Source organism: Arthrobacter sp. Bz4, assembly GCF_003075455.1.
Taxonomy (GTDB): domain Bacteria; phylum Actinomycetota; class Actinomycetes; order Actinomycetales; family Micrococcaceae; genus Arthrobacter_D.
Map to the genome: position 1 here is coordinate 16394 of NZ_QDAE01000014.1, position 24359 is coordinate 40752.

At 60.5% G+C, this 24359-nt stretch carries 22 protein-coding genes and 1 pseudogene; 12 read left to right on the forward strand and 11 right to left on the reverse strand.

Annotated features, from left to right (window positions below; all coding sequences use genetic code 11):
- Positions 1 to 227 precede the first annotated feature (227 nt).
- Positions 228 to 658: pseudogene (locus tag DDA93_RS11250) on the forward strand (universal stress protein).
- A gap of 172 nt (positions 659 to 830) precedes the next feature.
- A complete protein-coding gene (locus DDA93_RS11255) occupies positions 831 to 1856 on the forward strand; it encodes a 2-oxoglutarate and iron-dependent oxygenase domain-containing protein (protein ID WP_116778843.1) in 1026 nt (341 codons plus the stop codon).
- 58 nt (positions 1857 to 1914) lie between these two features.
- On the opposite strand, the gene DDA93_RS11260 is transcribed toward DDA93_RS11255, so the two are convergent.
- Complete coding sequence (locus DDA93_RS11260) at positions 1915 to 2403, reverse strand: Lrp/AsnC ligand binding domain-containing protein (RefSeq protein ID WP_019482228.1); 489 nt, start codon at positions 2401 to 2403, stop codon at positions 1915 to 1917.
- Between the two features lie 566 nt (positions 2404 to 2969).
- Here DDA93_RS11260 and DDA93_RS11265 point away from each other — a divergent pair.
- Entirely contained in the window at positions 2970 to 3770 is an 801-nt protein-coding gene (locus DDA93_RS11265) for a serine hydrolase (RefSeq protein WP_084442777.1), read from the forward strand.
- 94 nt (positions 3771 to 3864) lie between these two features.
- Here DDA93_RS11265 and DDA93_RS11270 read toward each other — a convergent pair whose 3' ends face one another.
- Positions 3865 to 4122, reverse strand: coding sequence for a metal-sensitive transcriptional regulator (locus DDA93_RS11270; protein ID WP_019482226.1), 258 nt, complete (start codon positions 4120 to 4122; stop codon positions 3865 to 3867).
- Positions 4123 to 4243: 121 nt separating this feature from the next.
- Here DDA93_RS11270 and DDA93_RS11275 point away from each other — a divergent pair, with 121 nt between their 5' ends.
- The 7 genes from DDA93_RS11275 (at position 4244) to DDA93_RS11305 (ending at position 12047) form a co-directional block, all read left to right on the forward strand.
- Complete coding sequence (locus DDA93_RS11275; protein WP_024475553.1) at positions 4244 to 4864, forward strand: rhodanese-like domain-containing protein; 621 nt, start codon at positions 4244 to 4246, stop codon at positions 4862 to 4864.
- A complete protein-coding gene (locus DDA93_RS11280; RefSeq protein WP_019482224.1) occupies positions 4861 to 5763 on the forward strand; it encodes a sulfite exporter TauE/SafE family protein in 903 nt (300 codons plus the stop codon). Before DDA93_RS11275 ends, DDA93_RS11280 begins: the two co-directional genes overlap by 4 nt.
- Before the next feature lie 108 nt (positions 5764 to 5871).
- Positions 5872 to 6168, forward strand: a complete 297-nt coding sequence (locus DDA93_RS11285) for a rhodanese-like domain-containing protein (protein ID WP_024475554.1) — start codon at positions 5872 to 5874, stop codon at positions 6166 to 6168.
- A 131-nt stretch (positions 6169 to 6299) separates the two neighbouring features.
- On the forward strand, positions 6300 to 7706 hold the full coding sequence (locus DDA93_RS11290) for an MBL fold metallo-hydrolase (RefSeq protein WP_116778844.1): 1407 nt from the start codon (positions 6300 to 6302) through the stop codon (positions 7704 to 7706).
- A 182-nt stretch (positions 7707 to 7888) separates the two neighbouring features.
- Positions 7889 to 9094, forward strand: coding sequence for an MFS transporter (locus DDA93_RS11295; protein WP_035746658.1), 1206 nt, complete (start codon positions 7889 to 7891; stop codon positions 9092 to 9094).
- Positions 9095 to 9364: 270 nt separating this feature from the next.
- A complete protein-coding gene (locus DDA93_RS11300) occupies positions 9365 to 11335 on the forward strand; it encodes a heavy metal translocating P-type ATPase (RefSeq protein WP_116778845.1) in 1971 nt (656 codons plus the stop codon).
- Positions 11336 to 11417: 82 nt separating this feature from the next.
- A complete protein-coding gene (locus tag DDA93_RS11305; RefSeq protein WP_116778846.1) occupies positions 11418 to 12047 on the forward strand; it encodes a DUF305 domain-containing protein in 630 nt (209 codons plus the stop codon).
- A gap of 39 nt (positions 12048 to 12086) precedes the next feature.
- On the opposite strand, the gene DDA93_RS11310 is transcribed toward DDA93_RS11305, so the two are convergent.
- Positions 12087 to 12446: a metalloregulator ArsR/SmtB family transcription factor gene (locus DDA93_RS11310; RefSeq protein WP_116778847.1), complete on the reverse strand. Its 360-nt coding sequence runs from the start codon at positions 12444 to 12446 to the stop codon at positions 12087 to 12089.
- Position 12447: 1 nt separating this feature from the next.
- Positions 12448 to 13686 carry an MFS transporter gene (locus DDA93_RS11315; RefSeq protein WP_116778848.1) on the reverse strand — a complete coding sequence of 413 codons (1239 nt, stop codon included), beginning with the start codon at positions 13684 to 13686 and terminating at the stop codon, positions 12448 to 12450.
- Between the two features lie 184 nt (positions 13687 to 13870).
- Here DDA93_RS11315 and DDA93_RS11320 point away from each other — a divergent pair, with 184 nt between their 5' ends.
- Together DDA93_RS11320 and DDA93_RS11325 are read left to right on the forward strand one after the other, a co-directional pair.
- Complete coding sequence (locus DDA93_RS11320; RefSeq protein ID WP_243400606.1) at positions 13871 to 15061, forward strand: AI-2E family transporter; 1191 nt, start codon at positions 13871 to 13873, stop codon at positions 15059 to 15061.
- A gap of 79 nt (positions 15062 to 15140) precedes the next feature.
- Positions 15141 to 15698: a dihydrofolate reductase family protein gene (locus tag DDA93_RS11325; RefSeq protein ID WP_116778850.1), complete on the forward strand. Its 558-nt coding sequence runs from the start codon at positions 15141 to 15143 to the stop codon at positions 15696 to 15698.
- A 22-nt stretch (positions 15699 to 15720) separates the two neighbouring features.
- Here the strand turns inward: DDA93_RS11325 and DDA93_RS11330 are convergent, their stop codons facing one another.
- From DDA93_RS11330 to DDA93_RS11365, 7 genes are all read right to left on the reverse strand, one after another.
- Complete coding sequence (locus DDA93_RS11330; protein ID WP_116778872.1) at positions 15721 to 16782, reverse strand: DNA polymerase IV; 1062 nt, start codon at positions 16780 to 16782, stop codon at positions 15721 to 15723.
- Positions 16783 to 16846: 64 nt separating this feature from the next.
- On the reverse strand, positions 16847 to 17560 hold the full coding sequence (locus DDA93_RS11335; RefSeq protein WP_116778851.1) for a GAF and ANTAR domain-containing protein: 714 nt from the start codon (positions 17558 to 17560) through the stop codon (positions 16847 to 16849).
- A 32-nt stretch (positions 17561 to 17592) separates the two neighbouring features.
- On the reverse strand, positions 17593 to 18267 hold the full coding sequence (locus DDA93_RS11340) for a GAF and ANTAR domain-containing protein (RefSeq protein WP_243400607.1): 675 nt from the start codon (positions 18265 to 18267) through the stop codon (positions 17593 to 17595).
- A 632-nt stretch (positions 18268 to 18899) separates the two neighbouring features.
- Positions 18900 to 20339: an APC family permease gene (locus DDA93_RS11350; protein ID WP_116778853.1), complete on the reverse strand. Its 1440-nt coding sequence runs from the start codon at positions 20337 to 20339 to the stop codon at positions 18900 to 18902.
- A 633-nt stretch (positions 20340 to 20972) separates the two neighbouring features.
- Positions 20973 to 22403 carry a Na+/H+ antiporter NhaA gene (gene nhaA / locus DDA93_RS11355; protein ID WP_116778854.1) on the reverse strand — a complete coding sequence of 477 codons (1431 nt, stop codon included), beginning with the start codon at positions 22401 to 22403 and terminating at the stop codon, positions 20973 to 20975.
- Positions 22404 to 22536: 133 nt separating this feature from the next.
- Positions 22537 to 22818: a hypothetical protein gene (locus tag DDA93_RS11360; protein WP_116778855.1), complete on the reverse strand. Its 282-nt coding sequence runs from the start codon at positions 22816 to 22818 to the stop codon at positions 22537 to 22539.
- Between the two features lie 56 nt (positions 22819 to 22874).
- Positions 22875 to 24278, reverse strand: a complete 1404-nt coding sequence (locus tag DDA93_RS11365; RefSeq protein ID WP_116778856.1) for a DUF4389 domain-containing protein — start codon at positions 24276 to 24278, stop codon at positions 22875 to 22877.
- Positions 24279 to 24359 lie beyond the last annotated feature (81 nt).

Here is a 24359-nt window from a genome sequence, read left to right on the forward strand (position 1 = left end):
ACACCAGTAAGGATCGACTCTCCTGTCGGGATTCCGATTCGGGTGACCTCGACGGAATTCGCTGTGATTCACTGCGGCGCTGAAAGGGGCTTGCAATAGTCACCGCGCCGGCCGTTTTGTTCCGGGCGCCGGCGAAGAGGCATGGGATTCTTTGACCGAGTAAGGTAAGCGAACCAAGTAGGCACCACATACCGCAATTGCGGTTCGAAGTTCGAGGAGGAAACGTCATGACCGGAAGTGTGATTGTTGGTGTGGATGGAAGCGAGACCGCGTACAAGGCAGCCTCGCGCGCCGCGACTCTTGCCGAAGGCTCGATGCAGAACTTGTGGTGGTCAGCGCGCACATTACGGGTAACACGGAAGTTGTCCATATCGGCAACGACACTTGGATACTGGATGATGCTGAGCAGGCTCTCAAGTTGGCCGAGCAGGTTGCAGTGAAACTGCGAGAACAACACCCTTCCGTGAAGGTGCGCCCCGCTGCGGGGCGGGGCAAGCCGCAGGATGTCCTCATCGAGGAAGCCGAGCGTGTCGGTGCCCAATTGCTGGTGGTAGGTAACGTGGGAATGAAGGGGCTTCGACGGGTTCTGGGAAGCGTTGCGTGGAGTGTCGTACATAACGCACCCTGTGACGTGCTCGTCGTGAAGACCGCCTCCTGATTTCACTGCAGCTCCCAAGCTGCGGCCTGGGCTGAAACGAGGACTGCGCGCGGCCACAAAGTCAGATCGACATACTTCGCAACGGGATCGTTCGTCTCTTCGGCTTGAGTCGTAACATTGAAGCGGATACGGACTTCGGTTTCCGAAACGCGTTGTAAAGGACTATAAGAACTTGTCACTCGAATCACTGCCCGTCCTGGATTACTCTCAGCTGAACGCAGGGCCCGAGGAGGCATCGGACTTCCGGGACGATCTGCGCAATGCGATGCACGAGGTCGGATTCCTGTACCTGGCAGGTCATGGCATCCCGCAGGAGCTCACTAACGCCATGCTCGCTACCTCCAGACGCTTCTTCGACTTGTCGGAGGAGCAAAAACTGGAGCTGGAGAACGTTCATAGCCCCCAGTTTCGTGGCTACACCAGGATGGGCGCCGAATTGACTGATCGGGCGGTGGACTGGCGAGAGCAGATCGACATTGGCGTCGAGCGCAACGCTGTGGAACCGGCGGCAGGGGTCGCTGACTACTGGCGGTTGGAAGGCCCCAATTTGTGGCCGGCTGAATTGCCCGAGATGCGGAAGATCGTCTCTGAGTGGACTCAGCGACTGAGTGCCATTTCCCTCGACCTTTTACGGGCGCTTGCCGTGTCTCTCGGTGCACCGGAGGACAGTTTCGATGAAGCCTTTGGTTCAAGCGCCTTCCCGATGCTGAAAATCGTGCGTTACCCGGGGGAGTCCGGCAACGAGCCGAAACAAGGCGTCGGGTCGCACCGCGACGGCGGAGTGCTCACGCTGCTCCTGGTGGAACCGGGAAAGGGCGGACTCCAGGTCGAATACCAAGGAGAGTGGATCGACGTACCTCAGGTCCCTGGAACGTTCGTGGTCAACATCGGTGAAATGCTCGAATTGGCGACAAACGGCTACCTCAAAGCGACACTGCACCGTGTCATCTCACCTGGTACCGGAACCGACAGGATTTCCCTGCCCTTCTTCTACAATCCGGCGCTGGATGCCACCATGCCCGCACTGCGCATGAGCCCGCAGTTTCACGCCAAGGCCCAGGGGCTGTCGGTGGACCCGACCAACAGCCCAATCCTTGAAACCTATGGGGATAATGCTCTGCGCTATCGGTTGCGGGCCCACCCAAACGTTGCCGCGCTTCACCACGCCGACCTCCTGCAGCAGCAAGGGCAGCAATAGGGAACGTAGACAGTCACCAGGCATGAAGCGCAGCGGAACCGCTGTACCGATCCGTTGGTTAGCCACCCAGCGTCGCAAGCAGCGGACTCATCCGGTAGGGGATGGGCTGGCGAAGAAACATGCTGGTTCTGGTTCGCAGGATTCCGGGGCAGAGGCGAATCTCTTCTGACACTCGGTAGAGGTCGTCCGGGTCGCGAGCGACAACCCGGCAGAGAAGGTCCGTTTCTCCTGCGGGTGCAAGACATTCGACAATTTCTGGAATGGCGCGGAGCCCTTCAACGGCAACATCGATCCTGTGCTGGTCAAGCTCTGCGGCTACATGCGCTGATATGAACAGGCCGAGGGCCTCTGGCACGATGCGCACGCTGTTATCCCGCAGGGCACCTTGTGACTCGTAGCGCTCCAGGCGCGCCTGGACCGTGCCGCGGGCCAACCCTGTGCGGTGCGCGATGGCCAGCACGGTCATTCGAGGGTCAGCGTCGAGTGCTTCGAGGACAGCGCGATCAATAGCATCCCTGATCGGACGTTGATCTTTGTTGATGGCCATGGTTCTCCTCAATAGGCGCGGTCAGGATGACCAAGGTTGACATCCGGATAACTAAAAGTCTAGTCAGATTGACTACCAAATACGCCGACTGTTGCACACAGGTATGACGATGTTGCTCAATGGAAGACAGAAAGGTCAGGAATGGAGATCCCCTTCCCAGGCTTTGCAAGCAGCTAGTGAGTACACCCCTCCAAGGTTGCGAAGTGTCGCTCCCATAAGGAGCGCACTCGGTCCGTCGCCCCACCCCTGCTGCGGACTCCATTGAGCTGGATTGCGGCCGACGACACCGCTGGAAGGGTTCATATCTACGGTTGACCTGCACACTGGTTCTTGTCCCTGCGGTGGTCTGTGGGACGCTCGTAACAGGCGAGACACTGAATGCAAGGTGTTGCCGGAGGTCATAGAGACGCCAAATATCGGTTTGTTGAGATGCCGGCGCGTCGTACCGGCCATGACAAGATCGAACCACCTGGGAGGTCACCACGAAGAAGTTTGCGTTCTTGCCTGCACTTGTATTGTTGGTGGCCGGTGCTGGCTGCGCTCCGGCGACAGGGAAGCCGACGGACATGGCTCCCGAAGAAACCTCGACGGCTATACCCTCTGCCGCCGATATGCTCCCGACGGATGCTGAACGTTCAGCGGAGCGTCCGTCGGCCCCCGTAGCGGAAGCACCCGAGTCACTTGATGAAGACATCACAGCGATCCTTGACGCCGCAGGTGACTACCGCGTCGGGGTCGCGATAGCCGACACTTCCGGCGATAATGCACGACTTTTCGGGGAAGAGTCAGCGTTCTTTGCTGCCAGCACGGCAAAGATCATTACGGCTGCAGCCTTCTACCATTCAGTCGAAGACGGCGAAGCCAGTCTCGATGAAAACCTGGGCAAAGAAGACGCGGGCTTCCAGATCCAGGACATGGTCAACAACAGTGACAACAATGCCTGGTTGCTCCTGATGCAGTCGGTCGGTTATCCGGAACTGACTGACTATGCCGAGTCCCTTGGTGTTGCCTATGATCCCGAGGAAAATCTGCTTACCACCGCGGATATGGCGCGGGTGCTGACAATGCTTCATGAGGGAGAACTGCTGAACCGGGAGAATACAGCTCAGTTGCTGGGCTACATGCAGGAAACGAACAATGAAGAACTAATCCCTGCAGGAGCCAGTCCGGAGGTCACCGTGCATCATAAGTACGGACTGATAGGTTCAGATCTTCACGATGCTGCACTCCTGACCCATGGCGATTCCACTGTAGCCCTGGTGATCTATACCAAGAACACCGGTGACGGTAGTGAAGCCGATCAGATCCAGCTAATTCGTTCCCTGACCCGCGCGGCTGAGGATGCGCTCTTCGCTGCTGACTTATGAGTGCCTGTGATTCCAGAGGCGAAGGCAGCGGGACTCGCAACGCCTGAGGCGAAAGCATGTGCGGAAGCTTTCTCCCAAGGGAAGATCATGCCGGTTAGGCGAGGGAGAGGAAAAGCTTCTCGAGTTCTTTCCTGTCCATCGTGGCGTCCTCGCGAACGATGCACTGCTCGAGACCGCTGGCAATAATAGCGAAGCCCGCCCTATCGAGTGCCTTGGAAACGGCGGCCAGCTGCGTCACGATGTCCTTGCAGTCCTTGCTCTCCTCAAGCATGCGCGTAACAGCAGCGAGCTGACCCTGCGCACGTTTAAGTCTGTTGACGACCGGCGCTAGTTCAGTCGAATCAAGTTGCATGAGATCTCCAAGGGCTTAGATTGTGTACGATCCATCGTATACCCCCTGGGGTGTTTTGCATACCCATGGGGTATCTGCAATACTCGGTGGGGTATCCAGTACATCCTTTTGAGAGGCACACATGACTCCTGTTTCCACGTCCACTTCCATCACAGCACTTGATCCGGGGACTCTGCGTGAATGGGCGACAGAGCATCAGGACCTCGTCGTGATCGACGTCCGCTCCGCCGCCGAATTTGAGTCCATGCATATCCGCGGCTCCTACAACGTGCCGCTGCCGTTGCTGTCAGAGCACACCGATGAGCTTGCAGCCCGCCTGGCCTCACGCGTCGTGCTGGTCTGTCATTCCGGCATCCGCGCCGAACAGGCCCGCCAGCGGCTAGCAACCTCAGGTATTGACACCGCTTATGTACTGACCGGTGGTGTTCCAGGATTTGCTGCCGCCGGTGGAGATGTAGTCAAGGGTAAGGACCGCTGGGATCTAGAGCGCCAGGTCCGTCTCGCAGCAGGTTCCCTGGTGATGGTGGGCCTCACTGGAGGTAAATTCGTATCACCGAAAATCCGTTTGTTGGCCGGTGTCATTGGCACTGGTCTCACCTTCTCGGCCGCAACCAACACCTGTGCGATGGGTAAAGCCATCTCGACGATGCCGTGGAACAGGGCCGCTGTTGATCCCACACGCGAAAGTGCCATACTGACTCTTCCCGTTGCTAACGCCGGAGATGAGACCGCAGCCTCATGACCACCACCCTGGTCCTGGTTCTGGCCCTCTCTGTGGTGATCGGGCTCTCCCTCGGCGTGCTGGGTGGCGGCGGATCGATCCTCACCGTCCCAATCCTGGTCTACGTCGCCGGGTTTGAGGCCAAGGAGGCTATCGCCGCTTCCCTTTTCGTCGTCGGCGTCACGTCAGCGGTCAGTGTCATCAGTCATGCCCGTGGGGGGAGGGTGATGTGGCGAACCGGCTTGATCTTTGGCGCGGCCGGAATGGTCGGTGCATTTGCCGGCGGTCTCCTAGGTGGCCAAATCCCGGGGCAGATCCTGCTCATTGCCTTTGCGCTCATGATGGTCGCCACCTCCGTGGCGATGCTTCGCGGACGTAAGAAAAAATCGACGGACAGCGGTGAGCCAGTCAAGCACGAACTTCCTATCGGCAGAGTGCTGCTGGATGGGGCTGTTGTGGGGCTTGTGACTGGACTAGTCGGCGCAGGCGGCGGATTCCTCGTCGTTCCAGCGTTGGCATTGCTCGGTGGCTTGCCGATGTCGATTGCCGTCGGTACCTCGCTCGTCGTCATCGCCATGAAGTCCTTCGCCGGACTCGCTGGGTATCTGACGACGGTGCAGATCGACTGGGGTATCACCCTGGCCGTGACCGCGGCGGCCGTCGTGGGCACCCTAATTGGCTCCAGACTGGCCGGGCGAATTCCCGAGGTGGCGCTGCGGAAGGCGTTTGGGTGGTTCGTTCTGGCAATGGGCACGTTTGTACTCATTCAGCAGGCACCCGCTGACCTGCGGTGGTTCTTTGTTGCTGGGGTTGCCGCACTCGCGGCAGTCGGGGTTGTGGCCTGCTGGTTCTTCCTCAAATCGTGTCCCCTTCGCAAGCCTGACGGGCCACGACGCGAGAAGGCCCCGTCGCCCGCCTGAATCACAGCCCACGCCAGGCGAGACCTGTGGGCCCACCCGCAATCCAATCGTTCGGCGGGCAAGACCTGACCGCTGCCACACCCTAATGAACTATTGAAGGAGAAAACCATGGCTGAAATCACCATCAACGAGGCCGACCAACGCCGTTCAGAGTCGATCATCCTCGATGTTCGGGAAGATTTTGAGGTAGCCGAGGGCATGATCCCCGGGGCGTTGCATATCCCGATGGGCGAGTTGCAGGCGCGACTGTCCGAACTGAATCCCTCGGTTCATGTGATCGCGGTGTGCCGGAGCGGCAACCGCTCCGCCCGGGTTGCCGACGCGCTGAACGGCGCAGGGTTTACCGCCGACACGATGGCCGGTGGAATGTCTGCCTGGACCAAGGCCGGTCTTCCGACTACCTAACCCATTCCGCCGGTGGCCGCCATGGGGGCGTGCCCCAGAGCGTGAAGCATAGAAGAATGTTGCCTTGCCATATACCCCTAGGGGTATTACAGTAGTAATAGATCAAGACCACGAACGAAGGAGATCAGCAGATGCTTATCGAGCGTATTTACGATGAAGACCTCGCACAGGCCAGCTACCTGATTGGCTGCCAGGCCAACGGCACCGCGGTAGTTGTCGACGGCCGCCGCGACATTGCCGTCTACCAGGATCTGGCCAAAAAGAACGGCATGGAGATCATCGCCGTCACTGAAACCCACATCCATGCCGACTACCTCTCAGGTACCCGCGAACTCGCCGCCGCCACTGGTGCAAAGATTTACGTCTCCGGTGAAGGTGGCCCCGACTGGCAGTACGAATTTGACGGCGAACGGCTCTACGACGGCGACAAAATTGTCATCGGCAACATCACCATCAAGGCCGTTCATACCCCTGGCCACACCCCGGAGCACCTGTCCTTCCTGGTGACCGACGGAGCTTTCAGCTCCGAACCCGGCTTCCTGCTGTCGGGGGACTTTGTATTCTCGGGAGATTTGGGGCGCCCCGATCTGCTGGATGAGGCAGCGGGCGGCGTTGATACCCGATTCGAGGGTGCCAAGCAGTTGTTCACCAGCCTGCGGGATAAGTTTCTGACCCTGCCCGACTATGTCCAGGTCCACCCTGCCCACGGTGCCGGCAGTGCCTGCGGTAAGGCCCTCGGGGCAATCCCGTCTTCCACTGTGGGATACGAGCGCCTGTACGCCTGGTGGGGACCGTATCTCGCGGCCAATGACGAACAGGGCTTCATCGACGAACTGCTTGATGGACAGCCCGATGCTCACGCCTATTTCGGTCGAATGAAGAGGGAGAATCGTGAAGGTCCAGTAGTCATGGGCCAGCGAGCACCCTTGACGGAGCTGAGCATCGCCGACGTCGCCGCAAAGCTAGCCGACGATCAGGTCACCTTCATCGACACCCGGTCACATACCGAGGTGCATGAGGGCACGGTTGCCCGCTCCCTGAACGTTCCTGCCGGCAAGTCAGTGGCAAGCTACGGAGCATGGGTGGTCAACCCGGAAACGGACAAGAATCCGCTGGTGCTTCTGGCCGCCGATCAAGAAATGGCGCAGGACATGTGGGATCACCTGGTCCGGGTAGGCATCGACAAGGTTGGCGGCTACGTCACCAGCATTGACGGGCTTCCCACGAACACCCCGAAGCTGATCCAGCCTGCGGAATTGGACGATTTCGACGCCGCCATGGTGCTGGATGTCCGCAACCGCACCGAACACACTGCCGGGCACATCCCCGGCTCGCACCAGCTCAGCGGTGGCCGTGCTATGTGGCACCTGGATGAACTGCCAGGTGAAGGAACCATTGTCACGTACTGCCAGTCCGGAGTGCGGAACTCCGTGGCGGCCAGCGGCCTTCGTCGCGCAGGGTACGACGTCGTCGAACTCGACGGAAGCTACGCGGGATGGGCCAGCTGGAAGCAGCAGGAAACTGTTTCCTCCAAGTAAACAGAGCCAGCTCAGTCCTTGAGCTGTGGCGGCGGCACGGTCATTCCGGTCGCCGCCACAGCATTTAACCTCGGCCATCGGTCCGTGACAGGAGAATATCCGTGAAACCCGGCAGAAACTCGTCGCCACCTAAACAGGGCGCTGCAATAGAGCTGGGATTGCGGCAGAATTTGGCGCAGTTCATGCTCCTCGTCGCAGTCAATGCCCTGGTGGGTGGCACTCTTGGCCAGGAGCGGACGGTGCTGCCCCTGCTGGCCGAGAAGGTCTTCCACCTCGAGCTCTACACCTCCGCGCTGACCTATATTCTCGCGTTCGGTCTCGCGAAGGCTGCAACCAACTATTTTGCCGGCACTCTCGCAGACCGCTACGGGCGCAAACCCGTCCTCATTTCCGGCTGGCTGATCGCGTTGCCGGTCCCACTCCTGCTGATCTTCGGGCCGTCCTGGGGGTGGATTGTGGCAGCCAACGTCGTCCTCGGCATCAGCCAGGGCCTAACCTGGTCAATCACCGTCATGATGAAAATGGACCTGGTGGGTCCCGAACGCCGAGGACTGGCGATGGGCCTGAACGAAGCGGCTGGCTACCTCGGCGTCGCGGGAGCAGCACTGGCCACCGGCTACATAGCATCGACCTATGGGTTACGTCCCGGACCGTTCCTGCTGGGTGCCGTCTTCATTGCTCTTGGGCTGGGGCTATCCGCCCTGACCATCCGCGAAACCCATCACCACGCCAAAGCCGAAGCGGCTCGGCATGTCAGCGTCCATGCCGGCACCGAAGCAGGGCTGAGCAGCCGTGCCGTCTTCACCCTGACGAGTTTCCGGGACAAATCCCTGTCCTCAGTGAGCCAGGCCGGCATGGTGAATAACCTGAACGATGGTCTCGCCTGGGGGCTGTTTCCCATCCTTTTCGCCACAGCGGGTCTGGGTCTTGAACGTATCGGTATTCTTGCTGCCGTCTATCCAGCTGTCTGGGGTGCCGGGCAATTGATCACTGGCGGTTTGTCAGATCGAATCGGCCGCAAGCCCTTGATTGTCGCGGGGATGCTGGTTCAAGCAGTCGCCTTGGTCATGGTCGCTGCTGGAACTGGCTTCGGAACCTGGCTTGCCGCCGTCATCCTGCTTGGTGCAGGCACCGCGATGGTCTACCCCACATTGCTGGCTGCGATAGGCGATGTCGCGCACCCCGAGTGGAGGGCCCGCTCGGTGGGGGTTTACCGGTTGTGGCGCGACGGTGGCTTCGCCGTCGGGGCCCTTCTCTCCGGCGTCATCGCGGACGCTTACGGTATTCCGGCTGCTGTGGCGGTCGTCGCGCTCGTCACCGCACTCTCGGGACTTGTCGTCGCGCTACGGATGCGAAACGGCGATCACAATGCCGCAGCTCATCCTTGACCAATACCCCTAGGGGGTATAGTGTCAGGGTACCGAGCGGGAAGTCCGAGCCCCAAGAGGGCCGCTTACTCCTTGAAGGTCTTTTGATGCGGCTGTAGCCCGCGGAATGACTGCCGGGCGCTGCACCCGTTGACTTCTAAATGACACCATTGCGTTTGTTAGGGGACCATCATGTCCAGTACTCCAGCTGCAGAATCAACTCCGAAGGTGAAAAAGAGCGAGGACCATGAGGTGCATTCTCATGGGGAGCATGCGGGGCATTCCACCGCAATGTTTAAGAACAAGTTCTGGTTGAGTTTGGTCTTGAGTGTTCCGGTGGTGTTGTTCAGCCATATGTTCGCCATGATCGTCGGCTACACGCCGCCGGATTTCCCCGGCGCGATGTGGATCTCACCGATTCTGGGTACCATCATCTTCTTCTATGGCGGTGCCCCGTTCCTCAAGGGCGGGATCACCGAACTACGGACCCGGCAACCGGGGATGATGTTGCTGATTGCGATGGCCATCAGCGTCGCCTTCATCGCATCCTGGGTGACCACCCTGGGGATTGGAGATTTCAATCTGGACTTCTGGTGGGAGCTGGCCCTGCTGGTGGTCATCATGTTGTTGGGGCACTGGATGGAAATGCGTGCCCTCGGATCCGCAGCGGGGGCTTTGGATGCGTTGGCCGCGCTGCTGCCCGATGAGGCAGATAAAGTCACCGACACGGGAATCGAAACCGTCTCCGTGAGCTCGCTGGCCACCGGCGACGTCGTTTTGGTCCGGTCAGGCGCACGGGTACCCGCCGATGGCGAGATCGTTGACGGTGTGGCCGAGTTCGATGAGGCGATGATCACCGGCGAATCCCGCACCGTGCAACGCATGGTCGGGGAGGTGGTGGTCGCGGGAACTGTGGCAACCGATAACGCGGTCCGGGTGCGGGTGACCGCCGTCGGAGCCGACACCACTCTGGCCGGGATTCAGCGTCTGGTCGCTGAGGCGCAAGCCTCGTCGTCGAAAGCGCAGGCCCTCGCTGACAGGGCCGCTGCCTTGTTGTTTTACTTTGCCCTGGTCGCTGGCATCCTCACTTTCATCGCGTGGATCCTGCTGGGTAGCCCCGATGATGCGGTCATCCGCACGGTCACGGTCCTGGTTATCGCTTGCCCGCATGCGCTTGGTTTGGCGATTCCCCTGGTGATCGCGATTTCGACGGAGCGCGCGGCGAAGGCGGGTGTGTTGATCAAGAACAGGATGGCGTTGGAGCGCATGCGCACTGTCGACATAGTGCTGTTCGATAAGACCGGCACTCTCACCGAGGGCCGGCACGCCGTCACCGCCACCACCACGTCCGGAACGATGTCCGATGCGGAAATGTTGGCGTTGGCCGCGGCGGCAGAGTCCGACAGCGAACACCCGGTGGCACGCGCCATCGTCAACGCAGCTATGGACACGCCTGAAGCGGCGGTGTTCGGTTATCGGGGAAGCGACTTTTCGTCGATGACCGGCCGGGGTGTCCGAGCCACTGTCAACGGGACCGAGGTCATTGTTGGTGGCCCGAACATGCTCAGGGAACTGCAGTTGGAGACCCCGTCGGACATGAGAGATACCGTCCAGGAATGGATCGGCCGTGGCGCTTCTGTGTTGCATGTGGTCCGTGACGGCACCGTGCTTGGTGCCGTGCGACTCGAGGACCGGGTACGGGATGAGTCCCGGGCCGCGGTGAAAGCGTTGCAGGACCGGGGCGTGAAGGTCGCGATGATTACCGGGGACGCACGCCAGGTGGCGGACGCGGTCGGGACTGAACTCGGTATCGACGAAGTCTTCGCCGACGTACTCCCGCAGGATAAGGACTCCAAGGTCGCGGAGCTGCAGTCCCGTGGCCTGAAAGTGGCGATGGTCGGCGACGGCGTGAATGACGCCCCCGCACTGGCCCGGGCGGAGGTGGGAATTGCCATTGGCGCCGGGACCGACGTCGCAATGGAATCCGCCGGCGTGGTGCTGGCAGGCAACGATCCACGATCAGTCCTGGCGATGATCGATTTGTCCCGGGCCAGTTATCGGAAGATGATCCAGAACCTGGTCTGGGCGACGGGATACAACCTGATCGCCGTGCCCCTGGCCGCCGGCGTGTTGGCCTTCGCCGGTTTCGTGCTATCGCCCGCGGCGGGAGCAGTGCTCATGAGTATTTCCACCATCGTGGTCGCATTGAACGCGCAACTACTGCGCAGGATCGACCTCAGCCCCGAACGCTTCACCACCTAAGGCTCTCACTCAGCGACGCACCTGCCCTTCGAAGGCACCACTGCAGACTATTCATCAGATATTTCAAAAGGATCAGATCACTATGAAGCGTTATCTCTCTTTGCCAGCATTAAGTATTGCCGCCGTTATTAGCGTCGCCGGGTGCAGCAGTGACACCAGCACCCCGGCTGCGGACTCGTCTGCCTCTGCTGAACAGAGCACTCCCACCGAATCCAGTGCTGTGGTGTCTGCCGAGCACAATCCCGCGGATGCCATGTTCGCCCAGATGATGATTCCTCACCACCAGCAGGCGGTGGAGATGAGCGAGATGATGCTTGCCAAAGACGATGTCAGCCCTGAGATTTCGGATCTCGCCACCAGGATCAAGGCTGCGCAGGGTCCTGAGATCGATATCATGACCGGCTGGCTCGAAGCGTGGGACCGACCGGTCATGCCCGACGGTGGCATGGCTGGGCACGAGATGGGCGGGATGGGTGGGATGGACGGCATGCTGGATGAAGATCAGATGGCTGATCTGGAAGCGGCCGAGGGTGACGACGCGGTCGGGTTGTTCCTGGAATCCATGATTGAACACCACGACGGGGCGGTGGAGATGGCCCAGGAGGAAATCGATAACGGGGAGTATCCTGCGGCAATTGCTCTCGCCGAGACCATCATGGAAACCCAGCTCGCCGAAATCCAGGAAATGGAACAGCTGCTCGCCGAACTCTAACCCTGGTCGGCCGCGCTAATCGATCCGGGGGAGAGGGCCTCAGCCGTGGGTGGGCTCGCCGGTGACCCGGTGGTCAGCAAGATTGAGACCCTCCTGCACGAGCCGGGCCAGGTGTCCATCGACGATGCTGTACACCACGTTGCGGCTCTCCTTGCGGGTGGTCACCAGACCGGAAAACCGCAGTTTCGCCAGGTGCTGGCTCACAGATGTCCGTGATGCGCCAGTCTGGTCGACGAGTGAACTGACGTCGTTCGGGGCCTGGGCGAGGATCCACAGGAGATGCAGCCGGGTCGGATCGGCGAGCATCCTGAACACCGCTGCGCCAGCCTCGAGGCGGACGTTGTCGGGGGCGCCAGGGTGATGCAGGCTCGGCGCGGGGCCGCTTTCATGATTGATCACGTTACCGGGCCTGCTGTCTAACCGAAACCTTAGGCGGACATGGGTGCTGGTCATCGGGCCACAACCGCAACGCGGCCACCGTCCCCAGCGTGGCGAGAGCAGAAAGGACTACTGCCGCGGCCGGTTGTCCCCACCCCGCACCAACCCAACCTGCGATCGGGTAGGTGACGATGAAGCAGGCGTGTGACAGGGAGAACTGTGCGGTGAAGAGGTAACTACGGGTGCGGTCGGTGGCGGCGCGCCGGAGCAGCCGCGCCGACGGCGTATTGATCATTGAGGTGCCCGCGCCCAGTACCATCCACAGAGCGAGAAGTAACAGCCAGGATTGTTCGGTCCAGGCGATCACCGCGGCCGCGGCGATCGCGAGCGCCAGAATAACGCCGCCCCGAACCATCATGGTGCGGTCCGTCACCCGCTCAAGGATCCGTGGAGCGGCTAGCGCAACGACCATTGAGCCAGCGCCATAGCAGGCGAGGGCCACAGCCAGATCAGTAGTGGACCCACCAAATACGTCCAGGGCGTAGACGACGGTATTGACCAGCACCAAAGCCGTCCCGGAGGCCACCACAAGGTTCAAAGCCATCAAGCCCCGGAGGGACGGGTTGCCGAGGAATATTCGCGTACCCAAAGTGGTCCGGTGTAGTAGAGATCCGGTTCGATCCAATGCCGGTATCCGCGGCAGCGCGGTGGTAAGCACAATTATCGCGGAGAGCAAGAATCCGGCCATCGTCCCGACGAACAGGTTGTGGTAGCTCATGACCGTCAACAACACCGCTGCGATCAGCGGGCTAAGCAGCGACTCCAGATCGTAGGCCAAACGAGAGAGCGACAGGGCTCGGGTGTAATCTTTCTCCTTCGGCAGAATCACCGGTATGAGAGCCTGAAATGCCGGAGTGAACGTGGCGGATGCGGATTGCAGGAGGAATACCAGCACATAAATCTGCCAGACCTGGTCAATGAAGGGTAATGCGAGTGCGATGGCCGCGCGCATCAGATCCGCCGCGACAAGAACCGTTTTGCGGGGTAACCGCTGAACCAGGGCAGCCATTATCGGAGCGACGAAAACGTAGGCCAGCATTTTGATAGTCAACGCGGTGCCCAACACCGCACCGGCCTTCCCGCCGGCCAGATCAAAAGCCAACAGGCCTAGTGCCACAGTCAGCAAACCCGTGCCTAAGAGTGCAAGAATCTGTGCCGTGAACAGCCTCCGATAGGCGACAACCCGGAGAACCTCAAGCATGCGAATCCTGTCCATCAAACCTGCACTGAAGACCTGTCTCATCTAGATATAGCATTAAGTGCACACACATGCACACTTGATTCAGAACAGGCTCACCCCAGGTGCGGGGCCAAAGGTTGACAGAGCTGTTTTCTGGTATCCGTGTGGATACTGCCAACAACATCTAGATCGCCCGCATCGGGTGATGCTCAAGCGATTTGCCCGAGCGATACTGGCCAAACCAACGGAGCCGGAGGGCGGAATGGTGTGGTGGCGTAGAAGAATTCGGCCCGATCCCGGTCTCGCTGTCGCTGAACCGACCGAAATTCGCTCCGAACCACGGGCCGGTGAGGTATCCGCTCGGTCGTACAGGTCGGCGGCCATTCTCGCCGGGCTGGGTGGGGCCACGGTCACGGTGTTCGGCATCTCCGCCATTCAGGGGTTCTTTGCCCCAGTATTTCTGGCGCTGATCCTCACAATTTGTGCGCATCCGCTGCGACTCACGCTTGAACGCCATGGAACACCCCAGGGGGTCGCCACCGGCACCGTCATTGCAGCGGTCTTTGCTCTGCTTGCCGCATTCGTAGCGGCGCTCGTGGTGGCGTTCGCGCAGTTCGCAGCCCTCCTGCCACAGTACGCTTCGCAGATCGAGGAGATCGGTCAAACGATCGCCAACATGCTGGCTGCGACCGGGCTCGATCAACAACAGATCCAGGCGGCCGTTTCAAATCTGGATTCGGGAAGAATCGTCGCCGTTATCGGTGGCATCCTCGGTTCGGTCACGGGCATGGCCTTCGCACTTGTCATCATCCTCACCACGCTCATCCTGATGGCTATGGACGCGACATCTATCCCGAAAGTCCTCAGTGAATTGGAGCCGGAACACCCCGCTGTGGTTGAGGCTCTGCAGTCCTTTGCGATCGGTGTGCGGAAGTATATGGTCGCCACCACCGGTCTGGGGATCGCCCAGGGGGTTCTCAACTGGTTGGCACTTTTGCTGCTCGGTGTGCCGGGCGCTTTTCTTTGGGGTCTACTGGCGTTCATCTGCAGCTTCATCCCGAACATCGGCTACTTCATCGCAATCATTCCTCCGCTGGTGTTCGGCTTTTTCGTTGGTGGGTGGAGTACCGTCGTCGCGGTCGTCGTCGTCTACGGAGTGATCAACCTCGTTGTGCAATCGATAATCCAACCCAGGATCGTGGGGAATGCGGTCGCCCTCAGCCAGACCGTCACCTTTGTCTCCGTTCTGTTCTGGGCGGTGGTCATCGGCCCAATCGGGGCAATTCTGGCGATCCCGCTCACCCTGCTAGTCCGCACAGTCCTGATCGACTCCAACCCGGCTGCACAGTGGTGGCGGCCCATCATCGGTGGCTTCAGCCAGAAACGGGACCCATAATTGGCCCACCTGGTGCCCTTTTCTGGGGCACCGGGAGTCCTATGATTGGCGCAGACCTATTCGGATGCGAAGGAGACTGATGGCAAAGCTCATCTACTCAATGATCACATCGCTTGACGGTTACGCAGAGGCAGCGAAGGGCGACATTGGCCGAGGAGCAGAAGATCAGGAAGTGCATACTTTTATCGGGGATATCTTCCGCCCCGTCCGCACCTTCCTCTACGGCCGGCGGATGTACGAGACGATGGTCTTCTGGGAGACAGCACACGCAGAGCCGGATGTGCCGCCGCATATAGTGCAGTACGCCCGCGACTGGCAGGCCGCAGAGAAGGTCGTTTACTCCACAACACTAGAGTCGGTGTCCAGCACAAAGACCCGGATCCAGAGAACCTTCGATCCGGAGATGGTGCGCAGGCTCAAGGCCGAGTCTGATCACGACCTCAGCGTTGATGGTCCAAACCTCGCGGCCCAGGCCATTGCGGCTGGCCTGGTGGATGAGTATCACCTGTTCATCACCACCAGCGTGGTGGGCGGCGGCAAACGGTTCTTTCCCACCGGTGTGCGACTGGACCTGGAGTTGGTTCAGGAACGTGCGTTCTCCACTGGGCTCATCTACGCCCGCTATCGAACGCGCTGAAGCCTCCCCTGGGGGATGCCACTCACCAGCCGCCTCGTGTGGGCGTGTGACCCTTGCGGGCGTCGTCGGGCATTGCCATTTCTGCTCGCAGACCAAGAAGTCGAATGGGACGACCCGCCTCGATCCCGCTTGCGAGATCCGCTGTACGCGCAAGTATCTCGTTTCGATCTGATGTCGCAGAGATCCTCCGTGCGTGGGTCTTGGTGAAGAACGGTGCGTACCTCACCTTGAGGGTGAGGCCAACAACTGGCCGTCCCTCGGCCGATGCCGATACCTCTGTCATGACCCGCAGCGCGAGCTCCTGCACGGCGTCATTAATGTGAACGGGGTCGGTTAGGTCCTGTTGGAAGGTGGTTTCGCGGCTGTGTCCTCGGGCAACCCAGGGAGTGTCATCCACAACGCTGGTGCCGTCCCCGCGTCCAAGCTCCGCGTACCAGGGCCCCATTTTTGGACCAAACTCCGGGACGAGACCTTCGGGGTCGGACGCACCAAGTTCGGCCACGGTGGTGATACCGAGTTTGGCCAGCCGGCCGGAGACTTTGGTGCCAACGCCCCAAAGGTCCTTCGTCGGTCGAGTTCCCATGACGTCGAGCCAATTTTTCGCGGTGAGACGGAAGACGCCCGCCGGTTTACCGAAACCGGTGGCGACCTTGGCTCGAACCAGTGTGTCCCCGATGCCGACGCTGCAACGGAGCCGAGTTTGATCCAATACAGCGGCTTGCAGCCGACGGGTGTAGGCTTCTGGATCGTCGGTCTCAATACCAACAAAGGCTTCATCCCAGCCCAGCACCTGCACTGTGGCACCCGATTGGCCCCGCAGGGTGGTCATCACCGTTTCAGACGCAGCAAGATAGGCTGCCTGGTCGACGGGCAGAATGACCGCCTGGGGTGCTTTCCTGGCGGCAACGCGGAGGGGCATCCCCGATCCGACGCCGAATGCCCTGGCTTCGTAGGATGCGGTCGACACCACGGCTCGTTCCGCCGGATCGCCCCTACCCCCGACGATGATCGGTTTGCCTGCGAGTTCCGGGCGACGCAACACTTCGACCGCCGCGATGAACTGATCGAGGTCGACGTGCAACACCCAGTACACTCCGCTCACACCTGATGTGTCCGACAGGAACGGCGGGAAATCCTGGAATCCGACACTAGACAGTGAGAGAGCGGTTCAGTACAGCTTGCGCCGTCTCCCGCAGATTCTTATTGTTCGAGCGGGCGTGGTTACGAAGTCGACGGAATGCCTCGTTAGTGCCAATGTCATCGATGTGGGCAATCATGCCCTTGGCCTGCTCAATGACGATCCGACTGTTCAGGGCGTCCTGCAGTTGCTGATTGACGACGGCGGATTCTGACGCCGTCTTTTTCTGCAGGATGCTGATGGTGGACACGTCAGCCAAGGCCTGCCCAATCGCAACGTCTTCGTCGGACAGCTCCCCGGTTTCAGTCCGAAACAGGTTCATCGCGCCAATAGTCCGCCCCTGCAACCTCATTGGGAAGGCATGGACCGAACGGAACCCCTGGGTCGCGGCGGCCCTCCTGAAGTCTGGCCACCGATCTTCAGTCCCGGCGATGTCACGGACGGTCACGGGTACCCCGGTGACATAGCAGTCAACGCACGGCCTTGCTCCAGATTCCTGTTGCAGCGCCTCGACCAGTTGGCTCTCCTCGCTGGTTGACGCGAGCACCTGCAGGACGCCGTCCGGGCCAGCCAGCATTAGCCCGGCGGCGGCGGCGTCGAGCAATTCAACAGACTCTTCAACGAGAGTATGCAGCAGCTCCAACACGTCATAGTCACCCACGAGCGTGTCCGCAATCTTGACGAACGCTGCACTGACCCGAATCGAGCGGGTCTCGATTTCCATGGGCACATGCTAACAAATCTGGCGTTAATTGCTCACCCTATTTGCAAACTGAAATCCAGTTGCCTGCTCAGCACGGAGTCGCAGGTTGCGCGAAGCGTGGATCCGCTGGCAAACGCGTGGGCTCGCAGCATCATCAGCGCATCGGCAGCCGACCCGCCGGTTTGCGCCAACACCATGCCGGTTGCCTGATGTATCTCACGTCGTGAGAGCAACGAGCCGGCCTGGACTGAGTCACCGGCGGACTCAAGCGTCAGTATGCTGCGCAGCAGGGACCACGCCGCCCTGTCGCTGAGCGAGCTTGCCACAGTGAGATCGCTATTGCTGAGAGGTCCGGGGTCAAAACTATAGAGTTCAACCACGCCAATGTTCATGGCACCAACGACCAACGGGAAGACGAAGAGCGCCTGCGCGTCCGTCGCCAGGAGAGCCTTCCCAAACACGGGCCAATTCTCGTGGGATGCGCGACGCACCTGGGGTATCAATATTGGTGTCCGAGACCGGATAGCCGCCCACCGTGGACCTTCCCCCAGGTCGAACTGCAATTCATCCAGTTCCCCTGAAAGGGTGTCAGTAGCGCACAGCGTTGTTTCTTGAAGGGACCCGCCGAGCGCAGATAACGCGGCTCCGGTCACCGGCAGCGCGTCCAGATAGGACGCACAGACGTTGGAACCTAACTGTTCCAGCTCGGCCACGTTTCCGTTAGCCATCGCCCGCACACTCTTCACCCCAAAGAGCCCCAAAGGACATCTTCTCCACCCTTCCCCGGGTCGTTCTCCTAGCCAAAGGAACGACGAACGGATTGAACTGGCGCCAGCCCCTATTCTAGTCTCGACGGACCCACCCGGCACAGTCTTATCCTCCCCATAATTGGGGCGGGCCGTCCAGTGGGGAAGCGGACTTTGGACCTCTTGTGCGGTACCGAAGCGTCGCATCGTCGTCAACAGTATCGTCGTCAACAGTGAGGCTCAGTGTAGACCGTGGAGATGTGGGTGACCCAGTCCAGGGCTGAGTCGCTCTAGGTCGACTCAAAGCTCAGGTTCCGACGCTCCAGGAGGCAGGGTATCGAGTCATCACCTACGACGGTAACTCAATACCTCATGCAGACCGACGAGAATCCCGATGGGCCGTTGACCAAGGACGTCGCGGCCGGGATGACCCAAGACTTGACGAAAGATGAGGAAAGTTTCTGCGACAAGGGTGCGCCGGATGGCTGCAACGTCAGCCATCCGGACGAGTGGAACAACGCCCTGATTTCGTTCGTGCAGAGGTCAGTAGCCGAAAGCAACACCATGCGGGGTGATCCGCCTACCCGTTCGTCGGCAGGCGGATCACCCCTGGGCTACCGGCCCTTCCGGCCGAGCTTTGCCAGGAGGTCCTCTTCGGCGTCGGCTCCGGGCTTGACGCCGGTCGGGATCCGGAACAGGAAGAACAGGCCAAGGACCCACCAGAACCCAAACAGGATCCACGGCGGGGGAGTGAGGGCCGCGGGCATACCCGGGAGGTACAGGCTCAGCAGGCCTACGCAGAGCACCACCGCGGAGAAGCCGATAATGACTCCACCATTGCCTGCACCACCGATCCGCAGGGGCCGGTCCATGGCTGGTTCCTTGCGGCGCAGAATGATGAACACGATTGCCACCAGAAGGTAGGCGATCACAATGCTGGGGGCGCCAGAGTCCACGAGCCAGACCAGCATCGCCTCACCGAAGAACGGCGCGATGAACGACAAGCCGCCGATGAAAAGCAAAGCGTTGACAGGCGTGCGGTATTTCGGGTGCAGTACGCCAAACCATCGTGGGAGCATGCCGGACCGGGCCATCGAATACATCAGTCGTGACGCGCCCAACAGCAGCGAGTTCCAGGATGTCAGGATCCCGGCGATACCGCCGGCAATCAGGATCTTCGCCATCACATCTGTACCAAATAGTGCACCCATCGCATCCGCCGTCGCGATATCAGCCTGAGCGATCTCGTTGGCAGGCATTGCCGAGGACGTGGTGAGAACCGTCATCACGTACCAAATGGTTGCGAGAACCACTGCGATAACCACCAGACGGCCGATCTGTCGCGGTGGAATGTTCACTTCCTCCGCAGACTGCGGGATGACGTCGAAGCCCACAAACAGGAACGGCACCACTACCAGTACGGCGAAGTATCCGCCCATCCCTCCGGTGAAGAAGGGCTCCATGTTGTCGGTTGATCCACCGGTAAAGGAGCCGAATATCAGCATCAAGCCGATGATCAGCAGCAGCAGCACGACGAAGGTCTGGGCCACACCTGCCAGCTTCACTCCCCGGATATTGACACCGGTAATGACGACGGCGGCGATGGCGCCGACCAGGGCCCAGGTGAGATGCACCTGGCTACCGGCGATTTCCCACAGCGGCACCTGATTCAGATCAGGGAAGAGGTAGAGAGCGGTGCGGGGGAGCGCCACCGCTTCAAACGCCACAATGGTGACGTAGCCGCCGGTGATGGCCCAGGACCCGATGAAGGACCAGCGCGGACCCATGCCTCGCAGGAGGAAGTTGTGCTCACCGCCTGCTTTGGGCATCGCCGCGGTGAGTTCGGCGTAGGTCAACCCGACGACGGCCATGATTACACCACCCGTGATCATGGCGAGGGTGGCGCCCATGGTGCCGGCGTCGGCAATCCAGCCCCCGGTCAGCACTACCCAGCCGAACCCGATCATGGCACCGAAGCCCAGTGCCAAAGCGTCCCAGTTGCCGAGAACTTTCAGGAGCGAAGTCTCCGTCGGTGTAGATGGTGCTTTGCCCATGGGTGCCTCTTTCGTGGTGGATCGGTGACGATTAGGAACACAGTAATACCGATTGGTCCATGAGTCTGCAGCGAGTCGATACATTACTTGTGGCGAACCACCACCCGGGTCAGTGTTAGTGGCGTTCTGGAGGTTGCACCGTGTCACCGTCGTCGCTGTCTTGGGCGCAAGGAGTTGCGAGCTGGTCGATTCTGGAAGGTTTTCCGCGGGCCATCCGCTGAAATGTCCGAGGCGAATGGCATACTTTTTGTACTGCGACGGTATCCTCCGTCGACGTTCACCATGGGGGAAACATGGATCACAGTCCTAGCTCCGCTACGCCCAGCAACACCGACGAGCCAACAGACCTTACCGGGTCGACGAAGACGGGGCGCTCAAACGATGACCGGGCGCTGGAAGTACCGCCCTATGCCCTGGATTTCCACCCCGCGCACTGGCCATGAAGCTCCCACAGTGGGCGGGCAGCAGCGGTGAATGAACTCAAACCAATGGACAGAGCTGGCGGGTAAGACAGGGTCCAACTCGCCACAGGCGTGCAAGGCTGGCGGCTGCGGCACCCCGGGTCCTGCCGATTAAAGCGATAAGGCGATCTCCGTGCCACGGAAATCGCCTTATCGCATGGTTCGCCCCGGGTTATGCGTCCCGGTTCTTGCTGGGTGGTTGCCCGCTCCGGTCGGTGCCGGGCGCAGCATCTTCCGCTGCAGGTGCTGTCACTGTTTCATTTGCTGGGTTGTCCTGGTAAACATCAGGGATTCCGTCGCCGTCGTCGTCGACGTTTTCCTCAGCCTCAATCGCCTTGTACCGCTTGTTACGTGCTCGCAGGATGACTGACGCAATTAGCGCCGCAACAATGGACGCCGTGAGGATGCCGACCTTGGCGTGATCATTGGTAGAGCCGTCTGGGGTGAAACTCAGATCGGCAATCAGGAGGGAGACCGTGAAGCCAATTCCCGCCAGCAGCGCCACACCGATCAGGTCCACCCAACGCAGGGCAGGGTCGAGGTTGACCCTGGTGAGTTTGGTGAGCAGCCAGGTGGTCCCGACAATGCCGATGGGCTTGCCGATCACCAGGCCAAGAATGATCCCGAGCGCCACCGGATCGGTCACCGCTGAAACAAACCCACTCCAGCCGCCGATGGTGACACCTGCAGAGAAGAAAGCGAAGACGGGGACGGCGAACCCTGCGGATAGTGGCCGGATCCGGTGTTCGAACAGCTCCGCCAGGCCCGGCCCCGCATCAGGTCCCGCGGTGGCCTTTCGATGCAGCACGGGGACGGTAAACCCGAGGAGAACCCCAGCGACTGTCGCGTGGATACCACCGGCGTGCACGAGGGCCCAGACGACAAAGCCGATGGGCAGCAGGATGAACCAGGCAGCGGACGATTTCAGGTGAAAAAACTCCCGATACTTCTGCGCCAGCACCGCGTAAAGCACCAGCGGGATGAGGGCCAGAAGCAGGGGGGTGACCTGGATATCGTCCGAATAGAAGATGGCAATAATGGAAATGGCGATCAGATCGTCAACTACAGCGAGCGTCAACAGGAAAATCCTGAGCGCGCTGGGCAGATGTGATCCCACAATGGCCAGCACTGCGACGGCGAAGGCGATGTCGGTGGCGGTGGGAATGGCCCACCCGCGGAGGGTGTCTGGGCTGAAGATGTTGATGCCGACATACACCAGGGCCGGGACGACGACGCCGCCGACTGCTGCAGCAACCGGGACTATAGCCTTGCGTGGGTTACGCAGATCCCCTGCTACAAATTCCCGTTTCAGTTCGAGACCAACAAGAAAGAAGAAGACAGCCAGCAGGCCGTCAGCCGCCCAGGCACCGAGGCTCAGTTCCAGATGCCACGGCTCGTACCCGAAGGTGAAGTCCCGCAACGCGAAGTAGCTATCGGCCGCGGGGGAGTTGGCCCAGATGATTGCTGCGGTGGCAGTGATCACGAGCAGGATGCCGCCAACGGTTTCCTTACGGAGGATCTCGCCGACTCTGAGTGATTCTGAGTATGTGCCGCGGCCGAGCAACCCTGATTTTGGTTTGGGCTCGGTGGTGGGGTCTGCCATAAGTAAAGCTCCTGGATTGGGGTCAACAAAGATAATGCCGACCAGACTTCCCGGCTCACCTTCGTTTTAGTCTACCGGTCCCGCAGCCTATGAGGTCCAGCGGGTTCTGATTGAGCCGCCGCCGTGCAGTGACTTAACGGGGCTGCCTTTTCCTCCGGATAGCGATCCGGCGGGTGAGATCGGAGGCTGCAAGGACGGCAACGGTGATGGAGATCGCGATCAGGGCGAGCATGAAATAGAGCCCAATCAGGGTAGCCATGGGGGACTGTGCCTCGCGCAGCATCGCCAGTCCTCCCACCAGCCCGACAGCCCAGAAAGCCACCACGCAGGCGAGGACTCCCACTGCGGGCAACCAGTCACGATTGGCCTGCAGCCACCGCCACGCGCCAGCCGTCACCTTGTTCAATTTCTCCATGCCTCATAGTGCGCCTTGCGGCGACCGGATCACCGCTGGGACACGTGTCGGCTCGGTCACGTTTCGATGTCCTGATCCAGGCGGAATGGCGGGTACTCATCACGCATCAGGGAACCGTAGGCCAGAACCCGGTAGATCCACCGGTTCAAGCCGATGATGAAAGCGAACAAAGGCCGTGGGTAGTTGCCGGTGAAGAGCATGGCCACCACCCCGACCAACACCAGCAGCCCTAGCAAAGACAGGCCGCCGGTGGCGTCATACTCTCCACTTTGCACCTGCCAGCCCCAGGTGGCTGAGCCGGTAATCGCAGCCACGATGAGCAAGTGTGGGATCAGAAGGAGCCAGGACTTGATGAGCACCAGACCACGGGATAGCCGCTCCGGATACTCCACCACGATGTCGGCTGGGTAATCGGTGCGTCCCAGAGTGAACGGGGGATACCTATCGGTGCCGGCAGCTGCATAGGCGTAGAAGGCCACCCGCCAATTCCATCGCAGCACCCCCACGTTGAATTTGAAGAGCGAGCGGGGGTAGCGGCCGGTGAAGAGGATCGCGAACCAGGCCACCAGGGTGGTCACGGCGAAGGCGAACCAGAGGAAAAACAGTACGAAGAAATGTGGAATGGCCAGGAACCATTTCACCAGCCACATCCAACGGGACAGTGCGGGATCGAGTTGCGCAACGAGGTGCACCGGGTACGACGGCGGTCCGGCAACAACTCCGGCAGTCGGTCCGGTCACCGGGGCAGCCCGACGCGGCGTGGTTTCGGGGCCGACGGTGCCGGCTTCGGGTTGGTTGCGTCCCAGCCCGACGGCGCCGATAACCAGGAGAGGCAGACCGATGGCCAGGGTTACAAGGCCGATGATGAGGACGATCGCGCCGGCAGGGCGAATCAGTTCGGACCGGAAGCCAGCCTGAAGATCGACCGAGAAGCCAGGCGAAGCATCGGCATTCATCACGACGACGGTCCAGTTGCCCGGCTCGATGTCCCAGATGAGTTCCTGCTCTCCCGGCCCTGATGCTGAGGCAGCCCAAAAATCCTGGGATCCTGGTTCCGCTGGTGCTGCTGACCCCGAAATGTTGCGGTAGACCGGACGGAATGGATCGAAGTCGACGTCCCGCAGTTCGGTGCGGTTAACCCCAGCGAGGTACTCGTCGACCTCATCCTGTGGTGCCAGGCCAATAAAAATTTCAGCGTCCGGTTCGGCGGCGCGCAACCTGAGCGTCCCGACGTCGAACGGGAGGCGTTCCGCTGTACCCTCGCCGAATGCCTCAAGACGCGGCGAGACAAGCGCATGGGACGCGACAGCGTAGCGTTCGGTCGGGGAGGTGAAATAACCGTCGTCCCGCTGATCGGAGGCAACCCACGCGACGGCGATTCCTCCGGCCGCCATCGACGCGCCGATGATCGACAGGATGATCCCGATGATGAGCATTGCGATTGAACCTGCTCTGTTCATGGAAAGACTCCCTCCCGCCGAACGGCGTCCTGCCGTCCTGTGCTCTCGCCTAAGAGTGTTGGCGCACCGATATCGCTCGAT

Excerpts from the sequence above, each read along its gene's own strand:
- DDA93_RS11260 (WP_019482228.1), bottom strand. The coding sequence starts at position 2,403 with ATGGCCATCAACAAAGATCAACGTCCGATCAGGGATGCTATTGATCGC.
- DDA93_RS11265 (WP_084442777.1), top strand. The coding sequence starts at position 2,970 with ATGGCTCCCGAAGAAACCTCGACGGCTATACCCTCTGCCGCCGATATG.
- DDA93_RS11270 (WP_019482226.1), bottom strand. The coding sequence starts at position 4,122 with ATGCAACTTGATTCGACTGAACTAGCGCCGGTCGTCAACAGACTTAAA.
- DDA93_RS11275 (WP_024475553.1), top strand. The coding sequence starts at position 4,244 with ATGACTCCTGTTTCCACGTCCACTTCCATCACAGCACTTGATCCGGGG.
- DDA93_RS11280 (WP_019482224.1), top strand. The coding sequence starts at position 4,861 with ATGACCACCACCCTGGTCCTGGTTCTGGCCCTCTCTGTGGTGATCGGG.
- DDA93_RS11285 (WP_024475554.1), top strand. The coding sequence starts at position 5,872 with ATGGCTGAAATCACCATCAACGAGGCCGACCAACGCCGTTCAGAGTCG.
- DDA93_RS11290 (WP_116778844.1), top strand. The coding sequence starts at position 6,300 with ATGCTTATCGAGCGTATTTACGATGAAGACCTCGCACAGGCCAGCTAC.
- DDA93_RS11295 (WP_035746658.1), top strand. The coding sequence starts at position 7,889 with ATGCTCCTCGTCGCAGTCAATGCCCTGGTGGGTGGCACTCTTGGCCAG.
- DDA93_RS11300 (WP_116778845.1), top strand. The coding sequence starts at position 9,365 with ATGTTTAAGAACAAGTTCTGGTTGAGTTTGGTCTTGAGTGTTCCGGTG.
- DDA93_RS11305 (WP_116778846.1), top strand. The coding sequence starts at position 11,418 with ATGAAGCGTTATCTCTCTTTGCCAGCATTAAGTATTGCCGCCGTTATT.
- DDA93_RS11315 (WP_116778848.1), bottom strand. The coding sequence starts at position 13,686 with ATGCTTGAGGTTCTCCGGGTTGTCGCCTATCGGAGGCTGTTCACGGCA.
- DDA93_RS11320 (WP_243400606.1), top strand. The coding sequence starts at position 13,871 with ATGCTCAAGCGATTTGCCCGAGCGATACTGGCCAAACCAACGGAGCCG.
- DDA93_RS11325 (WP_116778850.1), top strand. The coding sequence starts at position 15,141 with ATGGCAAAGCTCATCTACTCAATGATCACATCGCTTGACGGTTACGCA.
- DDA93_RS11335 (WP_116778851.1), bottom strand. The coding sequence starts at position 17,560 with ATGGAAATCGAGACCCGCTCGATTCGGGTCAGTGCAGCGTTCGTCAAG.
- DDA93_RS11340 (WP_243400607.1), bottom strand. The coding sequence starts at position 18,267 with ATGGCTAACGGAAACGTGGCCGAGCTGGAACAGTTAGGTTCCAACGTC.
- DDA93_RS11350 (WP_116778853.1), bottom strand. The coding sequence starts at position 20,339 with ATGGGCAAAGCACCATCTACACCGACGGAGACTTCGCTCCTGAAAGTT.
- nhaA (WP_116778854.1), bottom strand. The coding sequence starts at position 22,403 with ATGGCAGACCCCACCACCGAGCCCAAACCAAAATCAGGGTTGCTCGGC.
- DDA93_RS11360 (WP_116778855.1), bottom strand. The coding sequence starts at position 22,818 with ATGGAGAAATTGAACAAGGTGACGGCTGGCGCGTGGCGGTGGCTGCAG.
- DDA93_RS11365 (WP_116778856.1), bottom strand. The coding sequence starts at position 24,278 with ATGAACAGAGCAGGTTCAATCGCAATGCTCATCATCGGGATCATCCTG.